Annotated in this window: 27 protein-coding genes and 1 pseudogene; all 28 read right to left on the bottom strand. The window is 51.9% G+C overall.

Annotation, left to right across the window (positions count from 1 at the left end):
• Nucleotide 1: 1 nt before the first annotated feature.
• Nucleotides 2–1,108 carry a DNA-processing protein DprA gene (gene dprA / locus SELR_RS02770; RefSeq protein ID WP_014423678.1) on the bottom strand — a complete coding sequence of 369 codons (1,107 nt, stop codon included), beginning with the start codon at nt 1,106–1,108 and terminating at the stop codon, nt 2–4.
• Between the two features lie 101 nt (nt 1,109–1,209).
• The gene (locus SELR_RS02765) at nt 1,210–1,878 is read right to left on the bottom strand and encodes a ComF family protein (protein ID WP_197537163.1); all 669 of its coding nucleotides are present in this window, start codon (nt 1,876–1,878) and stop codon (nt 1,210–1,212) included.
• On the bottom strand, nt 1,871–2,713 hold the full coding sequence (gene yqeB / locus SELR_RS02760) for a selenium-dependent molybdenum cofactor biosynthesis protein YqeB (protein ID WP_014423676.1): 843 nt from the start codon (nt 2,711–2,713) through the stop codon (nt 1,871–1,873). Before yqeB ends, SELR_RS02765 begins: the two co-directional genes overlap by 8 nt.
• Nucleotides 2,714–3,451: 738 nt before the next feature.
• Nucleotides 3,452–4,111 (bottom strand): TatD family nuclease-associated radical SAM protein, encoded by a 660-nt coding sequence (locus SELR_RS02755; RefSeq protein ID WP_014423675.1) that lies wholly within the window; start codon nt 4,109–4,111, stop codon nt 3,452–3,454.
• A gap of 1 nt (nt 4,112) precedes the next feature.
• A complete protein-coding gene (locus tag SELR_RS02750) occupies nt 4,113–4,685 on the bottom strand; it encodes a PfkB family carbohydrate kinase (RefSeq protein ID WP_014423674.1) in 573 nt (190 codons plus the stop codon).
• Between the two features lie 158 nt (nt 4,686–4,843).
• The gene (locus tag SELR_RS02745) at nt 4,844–6,145 is read right to left on the bottom strand and encodes an RNA-guided endonuclease InsQ/TnpB family protein (RefSeq protein WP_014423426.1); all 1,302 of its coding nucleotides are present in this window, start codon (nt 6,143–6,145) and stop codon (nt 4,844–4,846) included.
• On the bottom strand, nt 6,093–6,749 hold the full coding sequence (locus tag SELR_RS02740) for an IS607 family transposase (RefSeq protein WP_014423425.1): 657 nt from the start codon (nt 6,747–6,749) through the stop codon (nt 6,093–6,095). Before SELR_RS02740 ends, SELR_RS02745 begins: the two co-directional genes overlap by 53 nt.
• A 95-nt stretch (nt 6,750–6,844) precedes the next feature.
• A pseudogene (locus tag SELR_RS02735) lies at nt 6,845–7,123 on the bottom strand (pyridoxal kinase); the annotation flags it as partial.
• 26 nt (nt 7,124–7,149) lie between these two features.
• Complete coding sequence (gene queF, locus SELR_RS02730; protein ID WP_014423672.1) at nt 7,150–7,644, bottom strand: preQ(1) synthase; 495 nt, start codon at nt 7,642–7,644, stop codon at nt 7,150–7,152.
• Nucleotides 7,644–9,347, bottom strand: a complete 1,704-nt coding sequence (locus SELR_RS02725) for a bifunctional diguanylate cyclase/phosphodiesterase (protein WP_041914240.1) — start codon at nt 9,345–9,347, stop codon at nt 7,644–7,646. The genes queF and SELR_RS02725 overlap by 1 nt, the downstream gene beginning before the upstream one ends.
• Nucleotides 9,348–9,500: 153 nt before the next feature.
• Nucleotides 9,501–11,009: a flotillin family protein gene (locus tag SELR_RS02720; RefSeq protein ID WP_231848110.1), complete on the bottom strand. Its 1,509-nt coding sequence runs from the start codon at nt 11,007–11,009 to the stop codon at nt 9,501–9,503.
• A gap of 25 nt (nt 11,010–11,034) precedes the next feature.
• Complete coding sequence (locus SELR_RS02715; RefSeq protein WP_014423669.1) at nt 11,035–11,769, bottom strand: hypothetical protein; 735 nt, start codon at nt 11,767–11,769, stop codon at nt 11,035–11,037.
• A 163-nt stretch (nt 11,770–11,932) separates the two neighbouring features.
• Nucleotides 11,933–12,346, bottom strand: a complete 414-nt coding sequence (locus SELR_RS02710; RefSeq protein ID WP_041914239.1) for a hypothetical protein — start codon at nt 12,344–12,346, stop codon at nt 11,933–11,935.
• Nucleotides 12,347–12,471: 125 nt separating this feature from the next.
• Nucleotides 12,472–13,224 carry a succinate dehydrogenase iron-sulfur subunit gene (gene sdhB / locus SELR_RS02705; RefSeq protein WP_014423667.1) on the bottom strand — a complete coding sequence of 251 codons (753 nt, stop codon included), beginning with the start codon at nt 13,222–13,224 and terminating at the stop codon, nt 12,472–12,474.
• A 17-nt stretch (nt 13,225–13,241) separates the two neighbouring features.
• Entirely contained in the window at nt 13,242–15,149 is a 1,908-nt protein-coding gene (gene sdhA, locus SELR_RS02700; RefSeq protein WP_014423666.1) for a succinate dehydrogenase flavoprotein subunit, read from the bottom strand.
• A 36-nt stretch (nt 15,150–15,185) separates the two neighbouring features.
• Complete coding sequence (locus tag SELR_RS02695) at nt 15,186–15,812, bottom strand: succinate dehydrogenase/fumarate reductase transmembrane subunit (RefSeq protein WP_014423665.1); 627 nt, start codon at nt 15,810–15,812, stop codon at nt 15,186–15,188.
• 72 nt (nt 15,813–15,884) lie between these two features.
• Entirely contained in the window at nt 15,885–16,451 is a 567-nt protein-coding gene (locus SELR_RS02690) for a Fe-S-containing hydro-lyase (RefSeq protein WP_014423664.1), read from the bottom strand.
• 22 nt (nt 16,452–16,473) lie between these two features.
• The gene (locus SELR_RS02685) at nt 16,474–17,316 is read right to left on the bottom strand and encodes a fumarate hydratase (protein ID WP_014423663.1); all 843 of its coding nucleotides are present in this window, start codon (nt 17,314–17,316) and stop codon (nt 16,474–16,476) included.
• A 273-nt stretch (nt 17,317–17,589) separates the two neighbouring features.
• Nucleotides 17,590–18,075 carry a metallophosphoesterase family protein gene (locus tag SELR_RS02680; protein ID WP_014423662.1) on the bottom strand — a complete coding sequence of 162 codons (486 nt, stop codon included), beginning with the start codon at nt 18,073–18,075 and terminating at the stop codon, nt 17,590–17,592.
• A complete protein-coding gene (gene rdgB / locus SELR_RS02675; protein ID WP_014423661.1) occupies nt 18,072–18,671 on the bottom strand; it encodes an RdgB/HAM1 family non-canonical purine NTP pyrophosphatase in 600 nt (199 codons plus the stop codon). Before rdgB ends, SELR_RS02680 begins: the two co-directional genes overlap by 4 nt.
• A 20-nt stretch (nt 18,672–18,691) precedes the next feature.
• A complete protein-coding gene (rph, locus tag SELR_RS02670) occupies nt 18,692–19,438 on the bottom strand; it encodes a ribonuclease PH (protein ID WP_014423660.1) in 747 nt (248 codons plus the stop codon).
• Nucleotides 19,439–19,584: 146 nt separating this feature from the next.
• The gene (locus SELR_RS02665) at nt 19,585–20,244 is read right to left on the bottom strand and encodes a coenzyme F420-0:L-glutamate ligase (RefSeq protein WP_014423659.1); all 660 of its coding nucleotides are present in this window, start codon (nt 20,242–20,244) and stop codon (nt 19,585–19,587) included.
• Between the two features lie 14 nt (nt 20,245–20,258).
• Complete coding sequence (locus SELR_RS02660; protein WP_014423658.1) at nt 20,259–20,810, bottom strand: hypothetical protein; 552 nt, start codon at nt 20,808–20,810, stop codon at nt 20,259–20,261.
• Between the two features lie 26 nt (nt 20,811–20,836).
• Entirely contained in the window at nt 20,837–21,274 is a 438-nt protein-coding gene (locus SELR_RS02655) for an acyl-CoA thioesterase (protein WP_014423657.1), read from the bottom strand.
• Between the two features lie 65 nt (nt 21,275–21,339).
• Nucleotides 21,340–22,119, bottom strand: coding sequence for a glutamate racemase (murI, locus tag SELR_RS02650; protein WP_014423656.1), 780 nt, complete (start codon nt 22,117–22,119; stop codon nt 21,340–21,342).
• A gap of 124 nt (nt 22,120–22,243) precedes the next feature.
• Complete coding sequence (locus tag SELR_RS02645) at nt 22,244–23,746, bottom strand: Na+/H+ antiporter NhaC family protein (protein ID WP_014423655.1); 1,503 nt, start codon at nt 23,744–23,746, stop codon at nt 22,244–22,246.
• A 415-nt stretch (nt 23,747–24,161) separates the two neighbouring features.
• Nucleotides 24,162–25,025, bottom strand: coding sequence for a 16S rRNA (adenine(1518)-N(6)/adenine(1519)-N(6))-dimethyltransferase RsmA (gene rsmA / locus SELR_RS02640; protein ID WP_014423654.1), 864 nt, complete (start codon nt 25,023–25,025; stop codon nt 24,162–24,164).
• Nucleotides 25,022–25,579 carry a ribonuclease M5 gene (gene rnmV / locus SELR_RS02635; RefSeq protein ID WP_014423653.1) on the bottom strand — a complete coding sequence of 186 codons (558 nt, stop codon included), beginning with the start codon at nt 25,577–25,579 and terminating at the stop codon, nt 25,022–25,024. The genes rsmA and rnmV overlap by 4 nt, the downstream gene beginning before the upstream one ends.
• Nucleotides 25,580–25,581 lie beyond the last annotated feature (2 nt).

The following is a 25,581-nucleotide window of genomic DNA, read 5'->3' as shown; positions in this document are numbered from 1 at the left end:
TTCACTCCCTCTCAGCACGCCTGAAGCAGTGCAATTCGTTTTCTATGACAATCCCCTTCATCTCCATCTGCAGGAGCTGATAGGATAAATTTGCGATTTCACCATCCGGCAGGCTCAGCATGATCTCATCCATGGATAATGGATGCTCAAAGGACAGCACCTGATAGATGGCAGCTTCCTCAGCTGTCAATTTCAGGCCGGCCTTTTTCACCGGCTGTTTTACGGCCAGGCCGAATTCCTCCAATACGTCCGCTGGCTCTGCCACAAGCTTCGCCCCCTGCCGGATGAGATTATTGCAGCCTGCACAGCCCGGTGCATAGATACTGCCGGGTATGGCATATACATCCCGGCCAGCAGCCAAGGCCATTTCCGCCGTAATCAACGAACCGGAACGCTCTGCTGCCTCCACCACCAATGTTCCTTCCGCCAACCCGCTGATAATGCGGTTGCGCGCAGGAAAGTACGCAGGCAAAGGCCTTGTCCCCGGTTCATATTCCGAGATGACAGCACCGCCGCTGTCGGCAATATCGTAGAGCAGCTTGCGGTTTTCAGACGGATAGGCAATATCCACACCGCAGCCCAGGACTGCCACTGTACGGCCGCCCTTCAAGGCCCCCAGATGGGAAAAGCTGTCGATGCCCCGGGCTGCACCGCTGACCACGGTAAGGCCTGCTGCCGCCAGTTTCTCACCAAACTCCAGGGCAATGGCCTGACCATAACCGGAATAACGGCGTGAACCAACCATGGCCACCCGCCGGGCATCTGACTCTAATATGCCATTATAATATAAAATGACCGGCGGTGCATAGATTTCCCGCAAAACTTCTGGATAATTTTCTTCCAATATAGATACCGTCTGGATCTGCTTTTGCTCACAAACTTTTTGGATCTCTTCCGGCGCGGACTCATTCTGCCGGCAAAAATCTGCCAGACGCTTCGCCAGCTGCGGCGGCAGTACCTTTGTGTCAGACAAAGTCCTGGCATCCGTCTGCCAAATTGTCCCAGGCTCTTTCATAACCGCCAAAAGGCGCTGCATATAACGGCAGCCAATCCCCGGACAACGGAGCATCGCCGCCAGATAGAAATTTGCTTCATTTAATTTCATCATCGAATCGCCACCTGCAGTCTGATATCAATATTACCATATTTAACATAAAATGACCATATTGTCAAAATATTTATGGTTATACGGCAAAAAAATAAGCTAAATCAACGATGATCACTGGCCAATACCAGCACATAAACATCCTTTGCCCCGGCTTTCTTCAGCACACGGGCACATTCTCCTGTTGTAGCACCGCTGGTGAAGATATCATCCAGCAGCAGAATCCTTTTCCCTGTCAGCTGCGCATTGTCAGCCACGGCAAAGGCATCCCGCAGATTAATCGCCCGTTCCCGTTCATTCAGCTCATACATCGGCTTGGTTGGCCGGGTTCGCTGCAAGGCTCTGACCAGCGGAACATGCTTATGAGCCAGAAATTTTGTAAAAATCAGTTCCGTCTGATTGAAGCCCCGCTGTTTCTCTTTAGCAGGATAGAGCGGCACTGGCACGGCCATATCGATGGCCGCCAGCATTCCGGTCAGCTGTGACACCCTCTCCGCGGACTGCAGCAAGGTTTCGATATAGGAAAGATTGCTGCGCTGCTTTTGGTATTTCAGATGGCGGATCAGATCCCGCAAACTCCCCCGATAAACACCAAGTGCCCATGCATCGGCTATAACCGCCTGCATAGGCACGGAAAGGGGCAATCGATGAGGCTGCAACGCCTGTTGCAGACACGCAGGGCACCAGCCGCCCCGGGTCTCCACATAAGCATGGCACAATGGACAATGCGGCGGGAACAAGAAATCCAGCAGAGCAGCGATAAGATCAGCCACGGCCAAAGAACCTCCGTTTGGGGCGCTTGTGCTCCCAAACCATCACAGCCTCCAGCACAGAACCGGCCACGCAACGAGCCTTATCGGAAATTGTGAAACATTCCTCCTGCCCCATGGTGGGATGGATGTCCGCAATCTTCTGATCCTTCTTCACCTTGCTGCCACGATGAAGGGCACCGCGCAGCACACCATCAATGGTTGCCTTCATCTCAATAGTACGTCCATCAGGCGTATGGATCTGGGCCAAGGGCTCGCCTTTTTTCACCATCAGGGAAATGGTGCTCAAAACATCCACAGTCCCCTCTTCCGGTGCAAAGATCAGATGTTCCAAATTTGCACTGACCCCCACCGTGCTGCTCTCAATGTCCTGACTGCGGGCAGAATACCCCTCATAAATCAGGCGGCCCAGATTATGGCCGCGCATGGTTTCCACCACTACGTCCACATCCCGGCCAGCACAGAATCCAGGCCCCAAGGCAATGGTATGCTCTGCCATATCCTTGGTCGTGCCATTAGTGCTATGGGAAAGGATGGCATCCACCAGCACCTGGGGCTTCAATTCCTTCACGCAGCGGGCTTCCGGATCTTCCAGCATGACCAGCTCGCCCTTTTTCAGCCGCGCCTTGGCCTCATGCAGATTCTCTGCCCTATAACAGGTTATGCGTTCCACTTTGGCCTGACCGCGGTACATGGCCTCCGAATAGGCCACCCGGCGCCGGGTAGCCGATGGTTCCTTTTTCTCCAATACCAGAACCCTGAATCCTGCCCGGAATAATGCATGAATGGTACCGCTGGCCAATTCGCCGCCGCCCCGCACAATAACCAAATGTTTCATCGCTTCTGCTCCTATCCATTACAAATGTCATCGTTATCCATTATACTATATAATCCAGACTTTGCATTACGATAATTTCTCTCAAATCTTAAATTTTATTAGTCAAAAGCATTGCAATTATCTGACAGATATGTTATTATGTACTTGTAAAGAGGAGATGGATACTCAAACCACTAGAAAAGTAATTCTGTCGTTTGAAATTTTAGCAGGTGAGCGTCTAGCCGAAACAGGCTCTCTTCAAGACCTTACATACTTGTTCTACGAAAGGATGTGAGTGTTTATTGAAGAAATCACTTAGCAGGAGTTCTTTTCGTACCTAGCTAGCAAGTGCAGTGGTGAAGTACAAGAATATCCAATGAGCGAAAAAGAGACGTGATGATGGTTATAGACCGCCAGACGTACTCAAAAGCAATTGGAAGTCAGGCGCACAACGTTTAGGGAAAAAAGATTACAAACTGCTATCCCGGGTAAGTCTTTACGTACATCATGAGCATCGAAACTGTAGTGACCCTATTGTTATCGAATGAGATGGACGCGCGCGCAAAGTAAGTGAATCTGTGTATTCAAACGTGTTTCAGCTGAACATCCATATATTATGGAACACTGCGCAGGATTTCTGCTCGAGAGGAAATACCTGCCGACAAATGAATATGAGAAGGATACGTTAATATCTATGAATATCCATAAATAAAGCCGGTACGCGATGCGTGCCGGCTTGCTTTATGGATATTTTTAATTTCAGCTATCTTCGTAAGGACGTACCCGCAATGTCAGTCCCCGCTGATCGCAGATAGCCTGACATTTCTTTATTTCCTCCGGACCTTCCACCTTGTCCACAATGGTCAGTACCACATGGGGCACATACTTCTTGCTATGCTCGGCAAAGTCCAGCATTGCCTCATAGGATTTCAGGCCATATTTAGCCCGCGTCAGTTCGTAGTAACGTTCTGCATTGGAAGCATTGAGGCTGATGGAGATGGTATCGAGAACGCCCTGGAAGTCTGCCGCGATCTCCCGGCCGTATTCCAGTTCCCCCAACCCATTGGTATTGAGGCGCGTAGGCAGTTCCGGATGCTTTTCCTTGACATAATGCAGCAGCTCCACCAGGGTTTCCAGCTGCATAGTGGGTTCACCAAAGCCGCAGAAGACAACTTCCCGGACATAATCCCAGGGCACACCGTCCAATGCAGCTTTCAGTTCCGCAACAGTGGGGCGTTTTTTCAGCCACAGGCTGGATTCCTCTGCCATCTTCTTCATATTACGCAAACAGAACGTGCAGGCGCAATTGCATTCGTTGGTGATGTTCACATAGAGGTTGCGCTTGCCCTCAGGCTGCTCCCTGAGGCTTTCCTCCCAGGGCAGATACCTGCCGCCCTTATGGGTTGCATAGACTAACAATTCACTTCAGCTCCCTAAGATATTCTTCAAATGGTAGACCATAATTCCAGGGCAGATCCAGTTTCACGGCATAGCCCAGACATTTCCTGATGAATTCCGCCGCCTTCACCGCTGCCGTTTCCAAGGACTCACCGTTGATCAGGCTGCCGGCCACGATGGCGGCAAAGGCATCCCCGGTACCGGAACGGTCACCGCCGACCTTCTCCACCGTCAGCACCTTGCCCCGGCCTGCTTCATAGATAAAGTTCCGCAGGGTATCCTCACCATGCAGACCTGTGATGATGACCTGTGAGGGCCCCTGAGCGGCCAGTTCACTGGCCATATACTCCAGTTCCTCATTATTGACCTTTCCCTCTTTCGGATAGGGAATATCCAACAACAGACAGGCCTCCGTAAGGTTTGGCGTCACCAGATCCGCATAGGCCAGCAGGCGGCGCATCTCTGCACACATCTCCATGGTATAGGAACTATAGAGCCTGCCATTATCCCCCATGACTGGGTCCACCATCACCCGGGTATAATGCTGCTTGAAACGGCGGATAAACTCCGTTACTGAAAACTTATAAAAAGCCATAAACCTTCCGTAGAAAGTTAACTTTTACGTTCCATTCCTCATTCACTGCGTCCGCTTTTGCCGTCCCGAAGAACAGACTACTCACGTTTGATATAACGCTCCAAAGGCTTAAATTCCCGACTAACGAATCGGTACATATCTGCATTGACTTGTCGGTATCAGCTTGCAGATTTGGATAGCTCCGTTTCTCCATAGTGTTTGAGATTCAAAGATGCTTGAAAGTCACGGTCTATCACATTGCCACAGACAGGACAGACATATGTCCTGTCTGACAGCTTCAGGTCTTTATTTATATATCCGCATTCGACGCAAGTCTTGGAGCTTGGAAACCAGCGGTCAGCAATAACCACGGGAATTCTTGCCCAATGTGCCTTGTATTCAATCTGCCTGCGGAATTCATAAAAATTCTGTTCCTGAACTTTTTCAGACAGGTGCTTATTCTTCATCATGCCCTGCACATTCAGGTCTTCAAGGCATATAAACCTTGGCTTTCGGTTTATAATTATTCTCGTCGCCTGATGTACATGATTGGCTCTGATGTCAGCCAGCCTGTGGTTGATTCGTAAAAGTCGTTTTTCGCTTTTTATAAGGTTGCTTGTTTTGCAGTAACGCTCTCCTTTCTTGTTCATTTGGTATTTTCGCGATACCTGACGTTGCAACCTGTGTCGTTTCTTTTTGAGTTTCCTTATTGTATGGGACTTATTGATATTTTTGACTACTGTAGAGTCCGAGATTATCGCTAAATCCTTTATACCTAAATCAATGCCTACACCCTCAGTGTAGGAGCGTTTTGAGTGTTTGCGGACAAATTTCAGTCCTCGCATTGGCTTTAGCTTATACTTGACTACAAAGCCAATTCCCAGCCACCAGTTTTCACCGTCAAAAGTTATTCGCGGTTGGGTGTATTTCATACCAACAGGAATTCTGCCCTTTTCGGCAAGCCTTATCCAGTTGAGCCGTTGACGGTTCTTTTTCTTGCTGCCCGCAATACTCTCCAGTTTGACATGCGTATTGGTGAACTGTATCTTTACATTGTCCTGATAGAAACGAAAGTCACCATTCTTTTTGCTGCGAAACTTAGGGTGCCCGTTCATATCGTAGACTGTTGGTTTCCTGCCAATACGAACAAGATGATCCAATTTTTTAGGGCTATACTTGACATATCCAGGCTGTTTCTGTTTACGAAAGAAGTTCTTATATGCTATACACAAATCCTTGATAGCCTGCTTAGTGACATTGTTGGATATACCTAGAAGCCACAAGTATTCTCCAGAATTACGCAGAACAGTGAATTCTTTGCGAAGGTCATAATCACTTTGAAGTTTTCTGCCCTCCCTGAAATTCTCCATTTGCTTATCTAAAGCCCAATTATAGGCAAACCTCGAAGCTCCCGCAAACTGAAACAGTTTAGTTTTCTGTTTGTTGTTCGGCAACAGCCGTATCCTGACCGACTTTATCATCTGAATCACCACTCACTAATTCCTGAATCATCTTCTTCGCCTTGTGTGCCCGTTTTCCTTGGAGCTTACAGCTAAACACTGTAATTATTTGCACCAAGTCCTCGACAAGTTCTTGTTGCTCGCTCTTTTGAGTAGTATCGACTATTTCTATCTTGCAGCCATGTATAGCGGCAATCGTTTCGATAAGCTCAAAACCAAAGCGTAAAAGCCTGTCCTTATAAAGGATAACTACCTTCTCGGCCTGATTAGATTCAATTCTGCGAATAAGGTCTTGTAAACCCTTCTTCTTGTAATTGATTCCAGAACCAACGTCAATGATTATTTCAAAGGGCTGCCCCTGTGCGTATAGATATGTTCTCAGATTTTCTACCTGTCGCTCAAGGTCATCTTTTTGCTTGGGACTTGATACTCTGCAATAGCCGATAACTTTTTTAGAAGCCGTTTGAATGCCCGTCACAGCATTTAATTGGTCTTCTGAGTAATATCTGTAGCCATTTGACGAAGTGTGATGAGGATGGAGTTTTCCGCTCCTGTCCCAATTTCTCAGGGTTTGCGGAGTGACTCCGATGATTTTAGCAAACTTGTTGATAGTATAGTATTCCAAGTTCATCACCTCAATACTATACTATCAATAAGTTGTAATATAATCAAGAATATTTTATAACTATTTATATCTTTATTTTATCTGTCAGAAGCCTCCACAATGGCAATCTGCTGCACCGAGCCCATAAAGCCCGTGCAGATGCCATCAAAAGACAGCTGGTTTTTCTCCCAGCTGTCCATATAGGGCTTCATCCTTGCCGTATAATCGTCCAGATAATGATGTTCAAAGCCTGTATGCACCGACAGGATCGCTGTAGGCAGCGGACAGGCCTGGATCTTCATGGCCGAAATCAAGGGCAGTTCCACCGCTACTGAGCAGCGGCCAAAGCCGGTTATATCGTTGATCAGGGCAATGCGTTTTTGACGTCTAAGCAAGGAATCTCCTCCCAGAATCTACTAAATCAGCGGTTATCCACCTTGTCCATGGCCACCATATCATGTTCTGCAAACCGGCGCCAGGCCAGTTCCTCGAACTTCGTCCCCGGCTGGCCATAGTTGGCATAGGGATCGATGGAAATGCCGCCCCGGGGCAGGAATTTCCCCCAGACCTCGATGTATTTCGGCTCCATGAGCTTTATCAGGTCCTTCATGATGACATTGACCACATCCTCATGGAAATCACCGTGGTTGCGGAAGCTCACCAGGTAGAGCTTCAGGGATTTACTTTCCACCATCTTCTCATTGGGCACATAGCTGATGTAGATGGTGGCATAATCCGGCTGGCCGGTGATGGGACACAGGGCCGTAAATTCCGGACAGTTGAACTTCACCCAATAGTCATTTTCCGGGTGTTTGTTCTGGAAGGTTTCCAAAATCTCCGGGCAATAGTCATAATGGTATTTGACCTTCTTCTTGCCCAATAAGGTGATATCTTCCTGTTCTTTATCTCTTGACATTATTCTTCTTTCTCCAAACGTAAAAATTTTTCTTCAAAATCGGCCACACTCTCGGGATGGCCGAACAGATAGCCCTGAATGGCATCGGCCTTGCACTCCTTGGTCAGGAGTTCATACTCGGCCTCTTCCTCCACGCCTTCGATGCAACAGTAGATGCCGATGCTATGGCAAAGATCTACCACATACTGCACCAGACGGCGGTCAAAATCGTTTTCCAGGATCTTCTTCACAAACTCCCGGTCAATCTTCACGATATCGCAGGAGAGATTCTTGAGGGAGGCCAGGGAAGAATAGCCCGTGCCGAAGTCGTCCATGGCAATGGCGATGCCCTGGCTGCGGAAGGCATCAAACTGCTTGTTGATGAAGCTCCAGTCCGCTACGATCTTGCTCTCCGTAAGCTCCAGCACGATGGAATCCGTCGGCATATCATAACGTTCCAGACACTCTTCGACAAAGTTCTTGAAGGACAGATCCTTGATCTGCTCATAGCTCATATTGATGCTGACACGGAAATCCGGCACATAACGCCGCCATTTCTTGCAAGTTTTGACAGCTTCCTCCACGATCCATTTTCCCACGGGAATGATCAGCTTAGTTTCTTCCAGGATGGGGATGAACTCCATCGGTGCCACCATACGCCCCTTGGGATTCTTCCAGCGCAGCAGTGCTTCGGCACCAATCAGCTTCTGCTCCACCGCACTGACCTGGGGTTGGAAGAACAGGCTGAACCCCACACAGCCATTCTCCACGCTTTCCCAGATGCTGTCCCGCATGGAAATGGAGCGCACCCAGCGGTTGTACTGTTCCTTGCTGAACAGCACATTGCGGTTCTTGCCTTCCCTCTTGGCAATATCCATGGCCGCCTCAGCATGCTTGTGCAGCACGAGATAGTCCTTGCCGGACTCCGGATAGAACACCGTACCGCAGGATGCCGTACAGAAGTATTGATGACCATCAATGTCCTGCGGACGCGACAATGCACTCTGCACACTGGCAAAGATCTCTGCTACGTCTTCAGCCGTCCCTCCGGGATAAATGAAGGCATACTCGTCCCCATCCAGCTTGAACAGCGTCAATGGCTGCGGAATCACGTTGGCGAGCAGATCTGCCACGCGCTTGAGAACAATATCCCCGGTCATGCGGTTATAGGTTTCGTTGACAATCTTGAAATTGTCCAGCCCCAATACCATGATTGCCCCACCTTCACCAGTGGCACGGTACTGGGCCAAAGCCAACTTCACAGCATGTTCGAACTGATACTTATTGAGCAGTCCCGTCACCTCATCGGCCTGATTGCGCTGTGCCATCCGTGACATAGTGCCTACAAACATCGAGGGCTTGCCATCCCGATCAAGACCTACCCTGCCCCGGCAGGAAATCCAGACAAACTCGCCTTTACGGCTTTTGACACGATATTCCATATTGTGCTCGCAGGGGCCCTGCGAATTCAGCGCCTTGCTGATGGATGCCTGATAAGGCCCCCGTTCCTCGGGATGCACCAAGGGCAGCCAATACGTATCAAAATCATGCATAATCTCGCCGGGCAGGTCAAAATCATTGACCAGATTTGGCGACACCATAACCAGATTTTCCTGCAGATCCGTAAAGAACAGGTAATCCTTGGTAGTCCTGCCCAACAAGTCAAAATAGAACCGGAACCGGCGTAAACACGGGCTTAAGGGAATACGATTATTTTTTCTCATAATTATCATCCTACATTGCCGACCATCATCCTTAGGGCAACATACCCACTTATTAATATTTTATACCTAAACAGGGGCAATAAGCAAGTGAAAACAAGAAAAAGCCTGAACATGCCAAACCTTTGACACGCTCAGACTTTTTCCTATTATTGATTATGCTTTGGCGGTGACACCGGCCACTGCTGCCGCAGCCACCGCATCACGGGCCTCTTCTTCTGCCATGCCGGATACATTGACGTTCTTCGTCACCTTGGCATCATAGGATTCCGCACGCATGATTTCCGCGATATCCACGCCGGTTGCTTCCTTGATGGTCTGGATGGTCTTGGCCATGACCAGGGGCACATTATCCGACATGGTGGACATGCCGCTGCCATTGCCACCGCCGAAAATCGTGACCTTATCAATGGTTCCCAGGGGCTTGGCCACTTCGGCAGCTACCTTCGGCAGGATCTCGATAGCCATCTGGGCCATAGCAGCCTTGCCGTATTTCTTCAAGGCTTCTGCCTTCTTGTCCATGGCGGCAGCCTCGGCCTCACCTTTCAGGCGGATGGCTTCTGCTTCTGCCTGGGCCTTGGCCGTGATACCGGCAGCTTCCTGCTCCATGGCATATTTTTTGGCTTCAGCCTGAGCCTTCTGGGCTTCAGCATCCCGCTGCTGTTCATAGAGCTTTGCTTCGGATTCGCGCTGACGCTTAGCCAGTTCTGCCTCTGCCTGCTTGCTGATATTGTACTTATCCGCATCGGCCTTCTTCTGGACTTCAGCTGCCAGTTCCTGTTCGCGGACAGCTACCTGCTGCTTGCGCAGGGCTTCTTCGCGGTTGGCCTTGGCGATTTCCGCATCCACCGTAGCCGTCTCGATGGCCTTGCGCTGTTCCTGTTCCTGAATGGCATAAGCCGCATCGGCTTCTGCCTGCTTGATATCTGATTCCCGCTTGAGTTCCGCCTTGCGGATGGCCAGTTCATTCTGCCGCTGGGCGATTTCCAATTCCGCCTTGACCTTGGCATCATTGGCTTCCTTCATGGCCTCAGCCTGCTTCACCGACACATCGCGGTCAGCCAGTGCCTTGGCAATGGAGGCATCCTTGCGGATGCGGGCGGTGTTGTCAGCACCCAGATCCGTGATCAAGCCTGTCTCATCGGTGATATTCTGGATATTGCAGGAAATCACCTTGATGCCCAGACGTTCCATGTCCTGTGCAGCGGCCGCCTTGACCTGTTCGGAAAAAGAATCGCGATTCGTGCTGATTTCCTTCAGGGACAGGGTGCCTACAATCTCACGCATGTTACCTTCCAGGGAATCCCGAAGCTGGTCAGCAATGAGTTCCGGCGTCAGGTTCAGGAAGTTCTTGGAGGCCAGCAGACGGGCTTCCTCAGAATCATCCACGGAAACCTTCGCTACAGCGTCCACCTTCACGTTGATGAAGTCATTGGTGGGCACACTCTGCTGGGTGCGGATATCCACCGTCATCTGCCCCAGGAACAGGCGGTCTACACGTTCCAACAGCGGGATCTTCACACCGCCCTGTCCCACCAGCATCCGGGGCTTGGCCCGCCAGCCGGAGAGAATGAAGGCCACATCAGGCGGTGCCTTCACCCAGCAGGTCAGCGCAATCGCCATGATGACGACGACAAAAATTGCAACAGGAATAAGATAAACCAAAAAAATCAACATCCTTTCTCCATGATCATGTATAACCACTCTGCCGATGCAGAGCCATGTCCTTCATAATGTCTGTCAGTTCATCTTCCAGGACCTTGAACTCAATCCCCTTTTCAGCGTCTTTTCGCCGGGACTGTTCCTGCCATTTGTCACTCAAGACCGCTTTAGCCTTGGCAAAAACAGCATGCAAACGGGGCAGCTGCTCTGGCTTGAGATCAAGGATCATTTCCATGATATAGGGCAGGTAAGGCTCCAGATAATGTTTGCCATCTATCTGGAACAGCTGCCGTTCCTCCAGATAGATGCCCTCAAACAGGCAGATCTTCGCCATGATATCCATCTGCAATGCCATAGGACCATGCCCCAATAAAGCCTGCACATAACCATAGAACTCCCGGCTGCACAGATCCAAAAGCTCCGACCGGGTACGCAGATAATAATGCAGCTGCCCATCATCCTCCAAGGGATAATCCCCTTCTGTCACCTGACCGGTTACAAGCTGCTGCAGCAATCTGACCTCCGGCCGACCAGTATGGGAAAAAAACTCCTGGTTTTTTTCCGGACGCAGCAGATTGCGCAGAGCATAGAACCGAAAGAAAAGCGCCTCTGCACATAAAGGATCATATTCCAGCAGATTGCCGGACTCGATATAAGCTTCACTGGAATTCAGCCTGTGACTATGATACTTCCGAAATAGTGTCCCTAACGCCTCCCGGATAAAATCAAATTCGCAGCGCTCCCGAAATCCCTGATTCTCCATTTCCCTTCATCCCCTTGCTAAGCTGGGAAGATTCTCTAACACTGCTTATGATACAATAACATTCTTAAATTATCCTTAAATTCGATAATATTTTTCAATACGATTCCCACAAACATAAAACGTGTCATTTCTGACTGCCTCGTTCAGAAATGACACGTTCTGCCTATTGCCCCGCGAAATCGTCAAAGATGCGTACTGTGGGCACTTTTTTCATTTTGATCTGGCTCTCCAGCACCGTACCATCCAATGCTCTGGGCAAGGGCTGGTTTTCATCGGGGACCTCCTTCATATGGGGCTTCTTGCGATAGCTGCTGTCCAATCTGCCATCCACATACTCCCGCACCAATATCGTACCATCGGGCAGGACATGGCGCACGGTTTCCGTGAACTGCTGCTGATCTCTCAGCTCTTTGACCTCCTGCCGCCGCGCATTCATTTCCTCCAAGGTTTCCGTAAGGCTATTAAGCTTCTCCTGCACCATACCGGCAAACAGCCCCTTGAGCTCATCCGTTCCCTCTGTCTTAGACCGCTCTATATTGGTCACACCTGCTTTCCCCTTGATATCCGTCACGTTCATAAAAACGCACCTCCCTGCATATAATATATCGTCAACAGGCAGGCTTTTCTTAACTTCTCTTGTCAATAAAAGTGCTTTCATGACAAAAGCCCCCGCCAATGGCGGGGGCCGTATTACTTAGGCAATTAGTGGTTGAAGATATTCTTCAGAGCCTGTTTGTTGACATCGCGGTTGAGCTGTGCGAGGTAAGTCGTCAGCTTGATGTTCTTCGGGCAGGCCTGTACGCAGTTCTGGCTGTTGCCGCAGCTGGTGATGCCGCCTTTTTCCATCAGGGCATTCAGGCGCTTCGGAGCGTCGAATTTTCCCAGCGGATGGAGATTGAAGAGATATGCCTGTACCGTCGGGGACGGGCCGATGAAGTCGGACTGCGGACCAACGTTGGGGCATGCTTCCATGCAGCAACCGCAGGTCATGCAGTGAGAAATCTCGTAAGCCGTCTGTGCGGTGTACGGGTTCTGGATCGGGGCATCCTTGACTTCCCAGGAGCCATCCACTTCCACCCAGCCCTGAATGCGTTTGAGGCTTTCAAACATCACGGAGCGGTCGATGAGCAGGTCGCGGATAACCGGGAACGTACGGGCCGGCTGCAGGCGGATGGGCTGTTCCAGATTGTCAATCAGGGAGCAGCAAGCCTGACGAGCCTTACCATTGATAACCATCATGCAGGCACCGCAGACTTTTTCCAGGCAGTTGCATTCCCAAACAACAGGAGCAACTTTCTTGCCGTCAACGGTGACCGGGTTCTTCTGGATTTCCATCAGGGCGGCAACAACGTTGAGGCCCGGACGGTAATCTACGTCGAATTCCTGCGTGTAGGGGGCCGTATCCGGGCCATCCTGACGCTCGATTATGAATCTGACTTTTTTCTGTTCTGCCATTGTTATTGTCCTCCCTCTTACTCTTTCTTAGCTACGGCGTAGTTACGCAGACGCGGCTTAATGAGAGAGTGCTCGAATTCACGATAGGAAACTTCCGGTTCACTGTTGGCAGCGTCAAAAGATACCACCGTGGTGCGCATGAATTTCTCATCATCACGGCCAAAGAACAGCAGGTCATCATTGCCATCATCCGTCATAGCACGGCCAGTTTCAGCATCGAAATGGTATTTGCCATTCTTCTCGTCAAAGGCCTTCTTCTTGGCTGCATCCCAGCTATCATAGTCGGACTTGAGGACGATCTTCGCATGGGCACCGCGGCTTTCGTCACGCTGCAGAGCGGACTTGGTGATGGCCATAGCGTAGATGATCATGTTGCGGAGCTGGCGCACGAACATTGCTTCCTGGTTTGCCCAGTTGCCATGATCCGTAACACCGATATTGTCCCAACGTTTGAGCAGGGCATGGAGTTCTTTCATGCACTGTTTGAGGCCGTTGTTATCGCGTTCGATGGAAACATATTTGTACATGATGTCGCCCAGTTCATGGTGCATCTGATGAGCATTTTCAGCACCATTCATGTTGCGGATCTTGTCGAATTCCTCTACGCACTCTTTGCGGGCTGCTTCCAGCTCTTCGTTGGTGAGAGCATCACCCAGCTTGCCGCTGCGGGCAAGGCGCAGAGCTTCCGGACCGGAGATGGTGCCGGAGTAAGTAGCGGACAGCAGGGAGTTTGCACCGAGACGGTTTGCACCGTGGTACTGGTAATCGCACTCGCCGGAAGCCATGAGGCCCGGGATATTGGTGTGATGCTCTCTGTCTACCCAGATGCCACCCATGGAGTAATGGATGGACGGGAAGATTTCCATGGGAACCTTACGGGGATCCTGACCTACGAAATCATCGTACATTTCGAGGATACCGCCCAGTTTGCGCTCCAGGTAATCAGCCGGAATATGGGACAGATCGAGGTATACGCGGTTCGGATTGGTCATGCCGAGCCCCATATGCACAACGACCTTGTAGATGGCACGGGACGCAACGTCACGGGGTACCAGGTTGCCGTATGCCGGATACATGTCTTCGAGGAAGTACCAGCGTTCTTTTTCGCCCGTCTGGGGGTTCTTGCGGTATACCCAGACGCGGCCGCCTTCACCACGGCAGGCTTCGGACATCAGGCGGTTCTTATCGGAACCCGGAATAGCCGTCGGATGGATCTGCAGGAACTCGGGGTTACCGATTTCTGCGCCCTGCTGGTAAACAGCGGATACTGCAGAACCGTTGCAGATGGTAGAAGCCGTGCAGCGGCCATATACCTGGCCAGGGCCGCCCGTTGCCAGGATTACGACATCAGCCGGGAATGCCTGGATCTCGTTGGAGTTCATGTTCTGCGCAACGATACCACGGCAAACACCGTCTTTGTTCTTGATGATCTTGATGAATTCCCAGAATTCATATTTCTTTACGCCGCCCTTAACTTCCCAACGGCGAACCTGCTCGTCGAGAGCATAGAGGAGCTGCTGGCCCGTGGTGGAGCCGGCGAATACAGTACGCTTGTTCTTCTGGCCACCGAAGTTACGGAGGTCAAGAACACCTTCCGGCGTACGGGTGAAGGGCACGCCCATGCGGTCAAACATGTGCACGAGCTTCGGAGCTGCCTCAACCATGCCTTTGACAGCCAGCTGGTCAGCCAGGAAGTCACCGCCGTATACCGTATCATCGAAGTGCTCATAGATGGAATCGTGCTCGCCCTTGGTATCCATGCAGGCGTTCATGCCGCCCTGTGCGCACAGAGAGTGGGAGCGCTTAACCGGGCAATAAGAGAAGAGGTCAACCTTACCGCCGTCTTCGCAGATTTTCAGCGTAGCCATGAGGCCCGAAAGGCCGCCGCCTACGACAATAATCTTTTTTTCAGGTTTATTAGCCATTGAAATTCTCCTTTACTTTGCCATACACAAAGGCAATTACATCACAAAGTAGCTGCCCATAAATGCCAGCGTCACGAGGCACAGCACAGCGCAGAGGCCCATGCTCAGTGCACTTACCACATTCTGGACGCGGGGGCCTTTCGCGATACCCCAGGTCATGCAGAAGGTCGTGATACCATTGCAGAAATGGAAGATGGCAGCAAACATACCGATGATGTAGAGAAGAGCATAGGCAGGATTTGCTACGAAGTAGTTCTGCAGGAGTTCATAGGAAATGGGAACACCGGCAATGCCCTTGGTCAGGATACGCAGATAGAATACGTGCCAAACCAGGAATACTACCAGGAACCATGCCGTCCAGCGCTGCAGAGCGAACTGCCAGTTGCGGACATAGCCATAACGGCCCGGATTGTTCTTAGCCTGCAGGCAGATGTAGATACCATAGATGGCATGGAAGAGCAGAGGCGTTGCAATAGCGCCAATTTCCAGTCCGAGGAAGATCGGATGCGGGATGAGCTCCATCATTGCCAGGGCTCCGTTAAGTGCAGGAGCGCCGCCCAGAGCCATGGAGTTGGTGAAGATATGTTCAAAGAGAACCATGCCCAACGCCAAGAGGCCCACTAATGAATGCAGACGACGCACGTAAAAAGTTGTGTGAAACATTCTATACCTCCTAAAATAATTCCTGGAATAGCGGGCAAGATCTCGTGCCCGCCTTGTTCCACTTTACCTTTATCAGTAGCCTTTCAGCGTACGATACTTAGCCTGATTCGTCTCGTAAAGGTTGTTGCCTTCGCAGTCGATGACCACGATAGCCGGGAAGTCCTCCACCGTAAGGCGGGCCACTGCTTCCGGACCTAATTCCGGATAAGCCAGGACTTCATACTTCTTGACGGATTTAGCGATGAGGGCTGCGGCGCCGCCAACGGCAGCGAAGTAGGTCACACCGTTCTTCTTCATGGATTCCACCACTTCTTTGGAGCGGGACCCCTTGCCGATCATGCCCTTGATGCCCTGTTCCAGCATGGTCGGAGTGTAGGCATCCATACGACCGGATGTGGTCGGGCCGCAGGAACCAATGGGATCACCCGGTTTAGCCGGCGTCGGCCCCAGATAATAGACCATCTGATTCTGCCAATCTACCGGCAGTTTCTCGCCCCGAGCCAGAGCTTCCGTCATGGCCTTGTGGGCAGCGTCACGAGCGGCGATGATCTCGCCAGAGATAAGTACCGCATCGCCTGCTTTAAGCTTGCGGCTCATTTCCTCCGTAAACGGAGTCTGAATCCGAATCTGTTCAGCCATTTATATTTCCTCCCGTCTCAAATCAAAGTACACGCTGTTTATGGCGCATAGCATGGCAGCAAATGGTTACTGCAACCGGCAGGCCTGCGATATGAGTGGGGCCCCACTCTACGTTTACAGCCAGTGCCGAGGTATTGCCGCCCAGCTGGGGGCCGATACCCGTCTGATTGATGAGTTCGAGGAGTTCGCCTTCCAGTTTGGCGTATTCCGGCATCGGATTACGTTCGTCAACGGAACGCGTCAGAGCCAGTTTGGAAAGGAGGGCAGCTCTGTCCATGGTACCGCCGATACCAACACCGACAACCATCGGCGGGCAGGGGTTCATGCTGGCATGGAGGATAATGTCCATAACCGCTTTCTTCACACCTTCCACACCATCAGCCGGCACCAGCATCTTGACACCGGATTTGTTCTCGGAACCAAAGCCCTTCGGTGCCACGGTAATCTTGAGCTTATCACCTGCTACAATCTTCGTGTAGATGACGCCAGGCGTATTGTCCTTGGTGTTCACACGATTGAACAGCGGCTCGCCGACCACGGACTTACGCAGGTAGCCTTCGGTATAGCCCTTGGAAATGCCAGCATTGACTGCATCTTCCAACAGACCGCCCGTAATGTGCAGATCCTGACCAACTTCAAGGAAGACAATCGTCATACCAGTATCCTGGCAGTAAGGACGATCTTCAGCCTTGGCGATTTCCGCATTGCGGATAATCTGGTCGAGGACATTCTGACCTACCGGAGAAGTTTCCGTCTCCCGCGCCTTCTTCATGGCGTTGTAGACGTCATCCGGAAGGTAATAGGCCGCTTCTTTGCACATCTGTGCTACGGTTTCCGTGATTTGTTTTGCGTCGATTTCTCGCAAAGTAATCCCTCCCATAAATACACTTTATCACACATCAGCAGGCACATAATAACACATTTCTTATTGATTTTCAAGCATTCGTATGATGCCCGCAAACCGCGAAAATAGTGAATCGGATTCACTTTTCTGCATCTTAGTTACCTCTTTGCGTGATTACTATCACATCAATATTTATATTAGATACTCGTAAAAAAAATCCTGCTAAAAAGCAGGACTTTTTTAAAAAAATTATAGATTTTTTCTATTTGATAATTATTATACAATAGATAATAATTATACTCTTATCAATTTTACACAAGGAGATTTATCTGCCGCCAAATCCATCACCATGAAGGAACCATTGCGCGCGTCCCGCGGACGGGAAATGCTGCCGGGATTCAGGATGCGCACATCCTCCAGCACCGTATCCACAGCCATATGAGTATGACCATAAATCGCAATATCCGCTCCTACGTCAGTGGCTGCCTGTGCCAGATTCTTCAGCCCAAAGCTCACGCCAAAGAGATGCCCATGGGTCAGGAAAATGGTGTGACCGGCAATATCCGCCGTTTCATAATCCGGCAGCCGGCCACCGGGCCAGTCATTGTTGCCCGCTACCCTGATGACTTCTTTGTCCGTCACCATGGCCAGGTAATCCGCATCCATGGCAATGTCCCCAGCAAAGAGCCAAAGCTCTACCCCCTGGGCTGCTTCATGGGCCAGAGCCTGGTCAATACAGCGATAGTCACCATGGCTGTCGCTGATAATCCCTACCTTCATGCCAGATGCTCCTCCAGCTGCTGCGTCAGCTTGCGCAGGGCACGGCCGCGATGGCTGATGCGATCTTTCTCCTCGAAAGTCAGTTCTGCCATGGTACGGCCCGCGTATTCATTGGTGTAGAAATACGGATCATAGCCAAAGCCATTCTTGCCCCGGGGGATTTTCCGCACGATGCCATCACAGCGGCCATCGGCCCGCAGGATCGTGCCATCCGTGTCCACAAAGCACAGGGAACAGCGGTAATCTGCCGGAGATTCCTCCACATCGGCAATGCAGAGTTCTTCCAGCATCTTCTGATTATTGGCCCAGTCCTCGGCATTATAGCCTGCATAGCGGGAGGAATAAACCCCCGGGCGGCCGCCCAGCACAGCTACTTCCAGGCCGGAATCATCGGCCAGGCAGGCGCAGCCCGTCTTTTCCATATAAAAACGGGCCTTGATGGCGGCGTTATCCGCAAAGGTCTCCCCATCCTCAATGGCGTTGGGCAGATTCCCAAACTCCGACAGGGCTACCACTTCCACGGGCAGATGCGCAAATGCATCTTTCATTTCCCGCACTTTGCCTGCATTCTTCGTGGCAATGACAATCTTCTTCATAAAAAAACTCCCCTAAAAAATCAGCCTTCACGGCCCACCAGCCAAACCAGCTGGCCACCTAATACATCCTTCTGATAGGAAATCAGCTCCCGGCAGCCCTTCTCCCCTAATGCGAGCAGCCTGCTGAGTTCCTGATGATCGAAGGGCCGGCCCTCGCCAGTGCCCTGCACCTCGACAAACTTGCCAAAGCCCGTCATCACCACGTTCATATCCACCATGGCGGTGGAATCTTCCTCGTAACACAGGTCAAGGATTGGTTCGTCTTCCTTGTTGATGCCTACACTGATGGCAGCGAGGAAGTCCTTGACCGGAAAGATATTCCCCTTCTGATAGAAGGTGGAACAGGCTTCTACCAATGCGACGAAAGCCCCGGTGATTGCTGCGGTCCGGGTGCCGCCATCGGCCTGGATCACATCGCAGTCAATCATGATAGTTCGCTCTCCCAGGGCCTTGGTATCCACCACGGAGCGCAGGGAACGGCCAATCAGGCGCTCAATCTCCTGGGTGCGCCCGGTCTGCTTGCCCTTGACGGCTTCCCGCTGGGTGCGGGTGCCCGTAGCACTGGGCAGCAGGGAATACTCCGCCGTGATCCAGCCCTCACCGGTGCCCTTCAGAAAGAATGGCACCCGTTCTTCCACGGTGGCGGCGCAGATAACCTTGGTGTTGCCCATCTCAATGAGCACCGAACCGGCCGGATACTTTTGGAATTTGCGGTGAATCTTATAGGGACGCAAGGCGTCAGCGGCACGATGCCTGAAACGCTCCATCCAATCACTCCTCTACACCAGCCTGCCCCTTAGGGGAAGGTGTCAGCCCCCAGGCTGACGAAAGGGGCTAAAGGTACAGTAAATCCACTCTACCTAAAGCCCCTTCCACCGCTATCGCGGTCCCCCTCCCCCATAGGGGAGGCTCTTTACTTGCTTTCCTGATACTGCTTATAGTTCTTGATGATGCAGATCGGCGTCTTCTGGGAAGCGTTGCCGAAGGGGTTGTCAATCAGGAGCTTACGGGCGATTTCGCCGTCCGTGCCCTCGGTGATGCCCACCACACGGCTGCGCTTGAGGTCATTGACGTCAGCGATCATGGCACCGAAGCAGCCCAGGCGCTCTTTGATGCGCTTGACCACTTCATAGGGTTCGCCCGGCCCGTAAACAATGCACTTGTCAAAGGGAGGCATCGTACCCGTAACGTCATCGATCATAGCCGTCTCTTTACCGCCCCAAACGTAGAACATACCGGACTTGCCGAACAGTTTCGCCACAAAGCCGGCGAACAGGGCAAAGGCCACGCGCCATTTACCTTCCACGTCCATCAGGGACTGCATGCCATGAGGCGAAGCCAGAGAGCCATAGTCCGGGATGAAGCGGCAGCAGAACTTGGCCAGGTCGGAGATTTCCAGGTCTTCCGGGCGCACAAAGCGGCCCTGAGTGATGGCCACAACGGACTCTGCGCAGCAGAGCAGGTCGTTCTCACCGATCTTATCTTTCGTGTAATGCTCGATGGCATCCACGATATCGTCTTTTTCCGTCAGGATGCGCGTCGGCACCGGAATAAGTTTCATTTCTTCAGCCATATGTCAGTGCCTCCTTAGTCCTTGACCAGCTGCACGCCAGCCAGCTTTGCGATTTCTTCTGCCGTGATCTCAATGCGCAGTTTATTGTAGTGCTGAACGGCACGGCCCGTTTCCTGCCAGATGAAGTCCACCGGCAGATCCACCATATGGGACAGAGCTTCGTCAAGGCTCATGCCCTTGCGCGGCGTCAGCTTGATCTTGGCAAAGAGGTTCAGGCTGTCCAGACCGCCCTTGTAACCCTTCTTCTGGATAATCACGGCCTCAAAGTAATCGTCCTCACGGACTTCGCCTTCACGCTCAGCCTTGGGACGCACCTCAATGCCGTCGTACTGCTCGTAGGGCAGCTGGCTGCGGCAGATGGCATCCATGATGGTTGCACACTGCTTGCCTTCATTATAGAAGCGCAGTTTCTTGGAGAGCACCAGGCTGTTTTCGTCTTTGCTTTCCAGCTCCACCGGGCTGCTTGCATCCACGCGAATGTCCTCCGTGCCCAGATAGGCCAAAAAGAGCTTCGTCACACAGATAAGGATCAGTATGACTAATAACACTATGGTCAATAAATTCACGATAATTCCTCCCTAGAATTCCCTGATTATTTTTGCGCCTCTGCGGCCGCCTTTTCCTCTGCCATGGCAGCCTGCAGACGCGTGTAATACTTTTCCGGCAGACGGGCGATGTGGCCCGTCTCCTTGCTGGTGTAGACATTCTGGGATTTCCCTGTCACCAGAACTTCCTCCGTCCCCTTGCGCAGGATACGGTATTTGAAACACATCTTCGCCTTCGTCAGTGCCGTGGCCGTGGTCTCGATGATGAGTTCGTCATCGAATTTGCCCGGCGAAACGTATTTTGCGCTGATGTCCGTAATGGGGAACACATAGCCATCGTCCATCATTTCCGTCAGCGTGATGCCAATGGAACGCAGGTACGCCACCCGGCCAATCTCAAACCAGCGGATATAATTGGCATGATGTACAACGGCCATAGCATCCGTGTCATAGAAATTTACATGATGTTCGATTTTTACTGGCATATAAAAGCCCCCTTAACACTTTACACACATTGTATAGACTAGAACAATCAGCGGGCAAAGTCAAGTCAAAAACGATACATCTTTTCCAGACGGCCCAGACATTTTTGCAGGCGCTCCAGTTCCACCATATCCGTCACCTTGCGGCCGGAGTAGAAATACTCCACCTGCTGGGGCAGATGCTCCAGCAGATTCCGCTCCTTCAGGCGGCGGATCAGCTCATTGGTTGTGCCTTCATTGCCATCCACAAAAGCGACATTATCCGGCAGCAGTGTCCGCAGTGTGTCCTTGAAATAATTGAAATGGGTGCAGCCCAACACCAGGGCGGAATACTTGGACAGGTCAAAGGGCGCCAACTGCTCCCTGAGGTAATCCGTCACCGCCGGGGAATTGAATTCCTGCCGCTCGGCAAAAGTCACCAGCTCCGGCAGGGCCAGCCTGTCCACCAGATGGTCTTTATCGACTTTCTCGATCAAAAGTTCCATCTTGCGCCCCTTGACTGTGATCGGCGTAGCTGTCACCAGTACCCGCCGGGTGCCGTCCAGGTCCAGCGCCTTTTTCGCCGCCGGTTCCATGCCGATGATGGGCAGGTCATAACGGCGGCGCATTTCTGCCACCGCCACGGAGGTCGCCGTGTTACAGGCCACCACGATGGCTTTTACATCCTGTTTCAATAAGAAGTCAAAGGCCTCGCCCACAAACTTCTGGACTTCTGCAGTGGATTTCGTCCCGTAAGGCACATGATCCTCGTCAGCATAGAACACAAACTGCTCATGGGGCAGAACCTTCATGGCATGATGGAGAACGGACAAACCTCCCATGCCGGAATCAAAAAAGGCAATCTTCAACGCCCTCAACTCCTGAATTCTGATTTCTGCTTTTAGTAAACAAATGCTAGTATAGCGCAATTGACCGCATTTGACAAGGCAAAGAAAAAGCCAGCCGCCCGCAGGCAGCTGACTGATAAAGACTTTATTTGTCCAGGGATTTCACCTTGGCAGAAATCACCGTCATGACAACACACAGGCAGGCAATTGCCGTGCCCAGGCCCAACCAGCCGTTGCCGGTCATGCCGTCCACCACGTAACCGATCAGGGAGCAGCCTGCCACCGTCATAACGTAGGGCAGCTGGGTGCTCACATGGTCAAGATGGTCACACTGGGCGCCGGCAGACGCCAGAATCGTGGTATCCGAAATCGGCGAAGCATGGTCGCCGCCTACGGCACCGGAGAGGATAGCCGCCACACAGATGGTCAGCATCTGCGGATCGCCACCGACTACTGCTACCGCGATGGGAATCAGGATGCCGAAGGTACCCCAGCTCGTGCCCGTGGCAAAGGCCAGACCGATGGCCACCAGGAAGAAGATTGGCGGCAGCAGCATGATCAGCGCCGCATTGGCACTGACGATGCCACCCACGAAGCCGCCCAGGTTCAGATACTTGTCACTGCAGATACCGGACAGCGTCCAGGCCAGGCACAGGATGAAGATGGCCGGCGTCATGGCCTTGAAGCCCCAGCCAAAGCTGTCACAGAAGGCGTTGAAGGAAATCACCTTACGCGGCAGGTACAAAAGACCGGTAAATACAAAGGCAATGAAGGAACCCAGCACCAGGGATTTGGAAGAATCGCAATCCGCAAAGGCATTGGCAATGGTCTTGCCCTCATGGATGCCGCCAGTATAGAGCATGCCATAGACGCAAGCTACAATCAGCACCATAAGCGGCAGGATCAGGTCAATGATCTTGCCATTGCCCTGCTCTTCCTTATGTACCTCGCCATTACCCTGATATTCCTTGGGAATCTCGAACTTCTGGTTGCTGCGCTTGACATCATGGGCCATAGCCCCGAAATCCTTGCCCGTCCAGATGATGAAGAACAGGAAGATCAGCGTCAGCCAGGCATAGAGATTAAAGGGAATGGTCTGGATAAAGAGACCAAAGCCATCGATCTCCGAGCCTTCCGGCAGGGAGGAACCCACAGCCGCCGCCCAGCTGGACACCGGCGCGATGATACAGACGGGCGCTGCCATGGCATCGATGATATAGGCCAGTTTTGCCCGGGAAATCTTGAATTTATCCGTCACCGGGCGCATGACCGTACCAACCGTCAGGCAGTTGAAATAGTCATCGATGAAGATCACGAGACCTAAAAGCGCCGTGATCAGCGAAGCCTGACGGCGGCCTTTGATCGTGCGCGCCGCCCACTCACCATAAGCACTCGTGGCACCACTGCGGGTGATTGCCGCTACCAGGATACCTAAGATTACCAAGAATACCAAGATGTTGACGTTGCCGCCCACCTTGTCCGCCATAACCTTGAACATGGTCAGGATGGATTCCAGGAAATTGCCCCCCGTAAAGAGCATGGCACCCGAGAAGATGCCGATGATCAGGGACATGTATACTTCCTTTGTCCACAAAGCCAGAACAATGGTGATAACCGGCGGCAGGATGGACCAAATTGATTCAGCCATATGCTACCTGCTTTCTGCTAATATTAGCAAATTATTTTTTCCATATAATACACGACTCTAATTGTATAACATTTTTTGCATAGTAGCAAGTTAATTTTAGCATTTTTTGCAAGTTAATTTGGGGAGTTTGCATCGGGGATTTACATCGTAGTGCTAAGGCGCCCGCCGGCAGGGGGATAACTTTCGTCCACTGAGACGCATAGCGCCAAACGTTCCCGAAAGCCATCCCCCTGCCGGCGGGCCCTGGTATCGCAAAAATGTCCTTGAAAATACTCACTTAACACTCAAGGGTTACCACGAAAACAGCCCAGGGGCTGATGATGTTTTTCCGTCGCGTTAGGCAAGCCTGCATAAGCAGAGGAAAAATATTATCAGCCCCCGGGCTAGTATATCGATGTAAACGCTAAGCCGTAAATTATGCTAACGAACTGAATGCATCAGCCAGCTTGGCAAATTCGTCCAAACTCAGTGTCTCACCGCGGCGGTTGAGTTCAATCCCCGCCTGCTCCATGGCCGGTGCCACCTGTTCTTTGGCAAAGCCGCCGCCTTTGAGGGCGTTGGAGAGCGTCTTGCGGCGCTGGCCGAAAGCGGCCTTGACCACGCGGAAGAACATCTTTTCGTCCTGCACCTGCACTGCCGGCGTTTCCCGCACCTTGCAGGCGATGACCACGCTGTCCACTTCCGGTGCTGGGATGAAGCTTCTGGGCGGCACATCCAGCACGATTTCCGGTTCGGTGTAATACTGCACCGCCACCGACAGGGCACCGTAATCCTTGCCGCCAGGTTTTGCCACCATGCGCAGGGCCACTTCCTTCTGCACCATGGTCACCATATGGGTGATGGGCAGATGGCGTTCCAGAAGAGCCATCAGAATCGGCGTCGTGATATAGTAGGGCAGGTTAGCAGCCACCTTGAAGGGCTTATCCCCCATGATTTCCGGGATATTGACCTTTAAAATATCCCCGGGCACAATGCGCACGTTGTCGTAGCCTTTGAGGGTTTCCGCCAGGACTGCCGGCAGCTTCTTATCCAATTCCACCGCCGTCACATCGGCACCGGCTTCGGCGAGCCCCTGGGTCAGGGTGCCGATGCCTGGGCCGATTTCCAATACCCGGTCACCTTCTTCAATCTCTGCCGCATCCACAATGCCCTGCACGATGCTGGCATCAATCAGGAAGTTCTGTCCCAGCTTCTTGCTCATGCGCAGGCCGAAAGCCTTGAGGATATGGGTGGTCACTTCCCGGCTGGCAATCTTCGGCTGTATCGCTTTTTCACTCATTTCGCATCCCCCGCTTCTTCTGCATTCAGTTCGGCCACGGCCTTCTCGAATTCTTCTCTGGTCACGCCATAATGATTGAGCCGCTTCAAAAAGGTCTTGGCATTGGCAAAGCCCAGACCAAGTTTTGCCCCCAATTTTGCCCGGCGGCTGGCGGCAGCATTCGCTCCGGACAGGTCATGGACAATCAGGTCTGCCCCGCTGAAATTATTCGTCGGCTCCCAATCCATGGTGCGGACTTTTTCCAACGCCTTGCGGATGGCATCCGGCTTGGCCTGTTCGATGCCGATATCGTCGTTGTCCGTGGCATCTTCCACGGGCACAAAGGCATGCTTGGCATGGGGGAACCGCTTGGTCAGATAAGAACGGATACGCTCCCCTGCCGAATCCGGGTCCGTCATAATGATGATGCCGCGCTTCTTATAGGCCTGCTCGATATTCTTGAGAGCCTGTTTTTTCAGATTGAATCCTTCGGTGATGATGCAGTCGGCTTCTACAGCCTTGTCGATGGCCACAACGTCCATCTTGCCCTCCACCACCAAAACTTCCTTTATCATGG

This window comes from Selenomonas ruminantium subsp. lactilytica TAM6421 (assembly GCF_000284095.1).
GTDB lineage: Bacteria > Bacillota > Negativicutes > Selenomonadales > Selenomonadaceae > Selenomonas_A > Selenomonas_A lactilytica.
This window is presented reverse-complemented; position numbering and strand designations above follow the sequence as displayed.

What these genes read in the sequence shown, in the direction of transcription:
- dprA (WP_014423678.1), bottom strand. Translation starts at nt 1,108, where the DNA reads ATGATGAAATTAAATGAAGCAAATTTCTATCTGGCGGCGATGCTCCGT.
- yqeB (WP_014423676.1), bottom strand. Translation starts at nt 2,713, where the DNA reads ATGAAACATTTGGTTATTGTGCGGGGCGGCGGCGAATTGGCCAGCGGT.
- SELR_RS02750 (WP_014423674.1), bottom strand. Translation starts at nt 4,685, where the DNA reads ATGGCTTTTTATAAGTTTTCAGTAACGGAGTTTATCCGCCGTTTCAAG.
- SELR_RS02745 (WP_014423426.1), bottom strand. Translation starts at nt 6,145, where the DNA reads ATGATAAAGTCGGTCAGGATACGGCTGTTGCCGAACAACAAACAGAAA.
- queF (WP_014423672.1), bottom strand. Translation starts at nt 7,644, where the DNA reads ATGTCAAGAGATAAAGAACAGGAAGATATCACCTTATTGGGCAAGAAG.
- SELR_RS02725 (WP_041914240.1), bottom strand. Translation starts at nt 9,347, where the DNA reads ATGAGAAAAAATAATCGTATTCCCTTAAGCCCGTGTTTACGCCGGTTC.
- SELR_RS02715 (WP_014423669.1), bottom strand. Translation starts at nt 11,769, where the DNA reads ATGGAGAATCAGGGATTTCGGGAGCGCTGCGAATTTGATTTTATCCGG.
- SELR_RS02710 (WP_041914239.1), bottom strand. Translation starts at nt 12,346, where the DNA reads ATGAACGTGACGGATATCAAGGGGAAAGCAGGTGTGACCAATATAGAG.
- sdhB (WP_014423667.1), bottom strand. Translation starts at nt 13,224, where the DNA reads ATGGCAGAACAGAAAAAAGTCAGATTCATAATCGAGCGTCAGGATGGC.
- sdhA (WP_014423666.1), bottom strand. Translation starts at nt 15,149, where the DNA reads ATGGCTAATAAACCTGAAAAAAAGATTATTGTCGTAGGCGGCGGCCTT.
- SELR_RS02695 (WP_014423665.1), bottom strand. Translation starts at nt 15,812, where the DNA reads ATGTTTCACACAACTTTTTACGTGCGTCGTCTGCATTCATTAGTGGGC.
- SELR_RS02690 (WP_014423664.1), bottom strand. Translation starts at nt 16,451, where the DNA reads ATGGCTGAACAGATTCGGATTCAGACTCCGTTTACGGAGGAAATGAGC.
- SELR_RS02680 (WP_014423662.1), bottom strand. Translation starts at nt 18,075, where the DNA reads ATGAAGGTAGGGATTATCAGCGACAGCCATGGTGACTATCGCTGTATT.
- rdgB (WP_014423661.1), bottom strand. Translation starts at nt 18,671, where the DNA reads ATGAAGAAGATTGTCATTGCCACGAAGAATGCAGGCAAAGTGCGGGAA.
- rph (WP_014423660.1), bottom strand. Translation starts at nt 19,438, where the DNA reads ATGGAGCGTTTCAGGCATCGTGCCGCTGACGCCTTGCGTCCCTATAAG.
- SELR_RS02665 (WP_014423659.1), bottom strand. Translation starts at nt 20,244, where the DNA reads ATGGCTGAAGAAATGAAACTTATTCCGGTGCCGACGCGCATCCTGACG.
- SELR_RS02655 (WP_014423657.1), bottom strand. Translation starts at nt 21,274, where the DNA reads ATGCCAGTAAAAATCGAACATCATGTAAATTTCTATGACACGGATGCT.
- SELR_RS02645 (WP_014423655.1), bottom strand. Translation starts at nt 23,746, where the DNA reads ATGGCTGAATCAATTTGGTCCATCCTGCCGCCGGTTATCACCATTGTT.
- rsmA (WP_014423654.1), bottom strand. Translation starts at nt 25,025, where the DNA reads ATGAGTGAAAAAGCGATACAGCCGAAGATTGCCAGCCGGGAAGTGACC.
- rnmV (WP_014423653.1), bottom strand. Translation starts at nt 25,579, where the DNA reads ATGATAAAGGAAGTTTTGGTGGTGGAGGGCAAGATGGACGTTGTGGCC.